The 2965-nt window shown below is 70.4% G+C and carries 3 protein-coding genes; 2 read left to right on the plus strand and 1 reads right to left on the minus strand.

Annotated elements, in window-relative coordinates; all coding sequences use genetic code 11:
- Nucleotides 1-257 (minus strand): hypothetical protein (locus JWR86_RS08955; RefSeq protein ID WP_299563863.1); only part of this gene is annotated, 257 nt, incomplete at its 3' end.
- 164 nt (nt 258-421) lie between these two features.
- Between JWR86_RS08955 and JWR86_RS08960 the strand changes: the two genes are divergently transcribed.
- Entirely contained in the window at nt 422-2254 is a 1833-nt protein-coding gene (locus JWR86_RS08960) for an extracellular solute-binding protein (protein ID WP_299563869.1), read from the plus strand.
- On the plus strand, nt 2251-2965 hold a 715-nt coding region (locus JWR86_RS08965; protein WP_299563866.1), incomplete at its 3' end, for an ABC transporter substrate-binding protein. The genes JWR86_RS08960 and JWR86_RS08965, both read left to right, overlap by 4 nt.

Here is a 2965-nt window from a genome sequence, read left to right on the forward strand (position 1 = left end):
CCGGCCCAGACCGAGCAGCGGCCCTCCCCGGCGATGCCGGGCCAGCGTCCCGAGCCCGCGCCGGCTCCTGTGCAGGCCACGCCGCAGCCGGCCGCCCCGCAAGTGCAGCCGACCACGCCGAACCAGCCGCAGCCGCCGGCCAGCGGCGCTTCGCCGACGCAGACGCAGCCCACCGGCTCCGGCTCGCCGACGGCGGCGCCCTCCAACGAGCCGGCCGCCGCCCAGCCGGTGCAGCCGTCCCAGACCCCGCCGCACACCTCGGGACCGGGTCACCAGTAAGCGGTCGCGCTTGAGGCAGGAGGTCGCGGCGCCCGCTCTGACAGACCGTTCCCGGCCGTGCCATGCTCGGCCGGACGGAACCGACAGGGAGACACGGGTGGCCGGTCACGCTCTGACACGCAGACGCCTTCTGGGAAGCGGCCTGGCGCTGGCCGCTCTCCCGGCCGCCCCGGGCCTCGCCCGGGCCGCCGGGCCGGAATGGCGGCACGGGCTCTCGCTGATGGGGGAGCCGAAATACCCGGCCGGCTTTCCGCATTTCGACTATGTCCGGGCCGACGCGCCGAAGGGCGGGCTGGTGCGGCTCGGCTCCCAGGGCACCTTCGACAATTTCAACCTGTTCACGGCCGGCGTCCGGGGCGAACTCGAGGCGGGAATCGGCTCGCTGCTGCACGACACCCTCATGGTGGCCGCGCAGGACGAGGTTTCGACCGAATACGGCCTGATCGCCGAGGCGGTGAGCCACCCGCCGGATTTCGCGTCGGTGACCTACCGGCTCAATCCGCGCGCCCGTTTCCAGGACGGCCGCCCGATCACGCCGGAAGACGTGATCTTCTCCTTCGAGACGCTCAAAGCCACGAGCCCGTTCTACGCCTTCTACTATCAGAACGTGCAGAAAGCGGAGCCGCGCGGCGAGCGGGAGATCGCCTTCACGTTCTCGGAAAAGGGCAATCGCGAACTGCCCCAGATCGTCGGCCAGCTGCCGATCCTGCCGAAGCATTGGTGGACCGGCACGGGCCCGAACGGCCGGCCCCGCGACCCCGCCCAGACCACGCTGGAACCCCCGGTCGGCTCCGGCCCGTACCGGCTGAAGAGCTTCGAGCCCGGCCGCTACGCCCTGTACGAGCTGGTGCCGGACTTTTGGGCCCGCGACCTCAACACGGTCCGGGGCCAGCACAATTTCCAGGAAGTCCGGTACGAATATTACCGGGACGGCACCGTGCTGCTCGAAGCCTTCAAGGGCGACCGTATCGATTTCCGCACCGAGAACTCGGCTCGGCAATGGTCCACGGCCTACGATTTCCCGGCCGCCAGCGAGGGCCGGGTGGTCCGGGAGGAGTTCCCGATCCGCAATTCCGGCGTGATGCAGGCCTTCGTGTTCAATCTCCGGCGGCCGCGTTTCGCCGATCCGCGCGTGCGCCGCGCCTTCAACCTGGCCTTTGATTTCGAGGACACCAACCGGACGCTGTTTTACGGGCTCTACGAGCGCATCAACTCCTATTTCTACGGCACGGAGCTCGCCTCCTCGGGGGTGCCCGAGGGCCAGGAACTCGCCATCCTGGAGCCCCTGCGGGGCAAGGTGCCGGAGGCGGTCTTCACGCGGCCCTACAGCAATCCGGTCGGCGGCTCGCCCGAGGCGGTGCGGACGAACCTGCGCGAGGCGCTCAAGCTGCTGGGCGAGGCCGGCTACGAGCTGAAGGGGCGGCAACTCGTGGCCAAGAGCGGCGGCGAGCCGTTCCGGGCCGAGTTCATCGGCTTCGATCAGAATGCCGAGCGTTATGTCCTGCCCTACCGGCAGGCGCTGGAGCGGATCGGCATCGCGCTGGAATTGCGCATCGTGGACGCGGCCCAGTACCAGAACCGCATCCGGTCGTTCGATTTCGACATCACCACGTCGGTCTGGCCGCAATCGCTGTCTCCGGGGAACGAGCAGCGCGACTTCTTCGGCTCGGCCGCCGCCGAGCGGCCCGGATCGCGCAACCTCGCCGGGATCAAGGACCCGGCCGTGGACGCCCTGATCGAGCGCATCATCTTCGCGGCCGACAGGGCGGAGCTGGTAGCCGCCACGCGCGCGCTGGACCGGGTGCTGCTGGCCGGAGATTTCGTGGTGCCGCAATGGGCCTCGCGCGTCAGCCGCACGGCGCGCTGGGATCGGTTCGGCCGCCCGGAGAAACTGCCCGAATTCGGCGGCGCCGCCTTTCCGTCGGTCTGGTGGTGGGACGAGGCCAGGGTCACCAAGGTCGGGGGAGCGCGGTGACGGCAGGGGCGGCCTGCGGACCGCGGGCCGGCGCCACGCGTCGCGCCGTTCTCGGCGGGATCGGGCTCGCGGCACTCGGGGCCCGTCCGGGCTTGGCCGAGGAAGCCGAGGCCCACGGCCTGTCGATCTTCGGCGACCTCAAATACCCGGCCACGTTCCGCCATTTCGACTATGTCCGGCCGGACGCGCCCAAGGGCGGCACCTTCTCGAACCAGCTTTCCGGCACCACCGGGAACCAGAATTTCGACACCTTCAACACCCTGAACGTCTACGTCCTGAAGGGCGACGGCGCGGCCGGCATGCCGCTGACCTTCGACAGCCTGATGGTGCGGGCGTTGGACGAGCCGGACGCGGTCTACGGCTTGGTGGCCCGCTCCGTCCAGGCGAGCCATGATGGCCGCGTCTACCGGTTCCGGCTGCGGCCGGAGGCGCGCTTCCACGACGGCTCGGCCCTGAGGGCGGGCGACGTCGCCTTCTCGCTCAATCTCCTCAAGGCCAAGGGCCACCCGGCGATCTCGCAGGCTCTGCGTTTCATGGAGCGCGCCGAGGCGGAGGCCGAGGATCTGGTGCGGGTGACCTTCGCACCCGAACGGGCCCGCGACCTGCCGCTGGTGGTGGCCGGGCTGCCGATCTTCTCCGAGCGCTGGTGGTCGACGCGCGAGTTCGAGGCCGCGACGCTCGAGGCGCCGGTCGGATCCGGACCCTACAGGG

This window comes from Enterovirga sp. (assembly GCF_028290205.1).
GTDB lineage: Bacteria > Pseudomonadota > Alphaproteobacteria > Rhizobiales > Beijerinckiaceae > Enterovirga.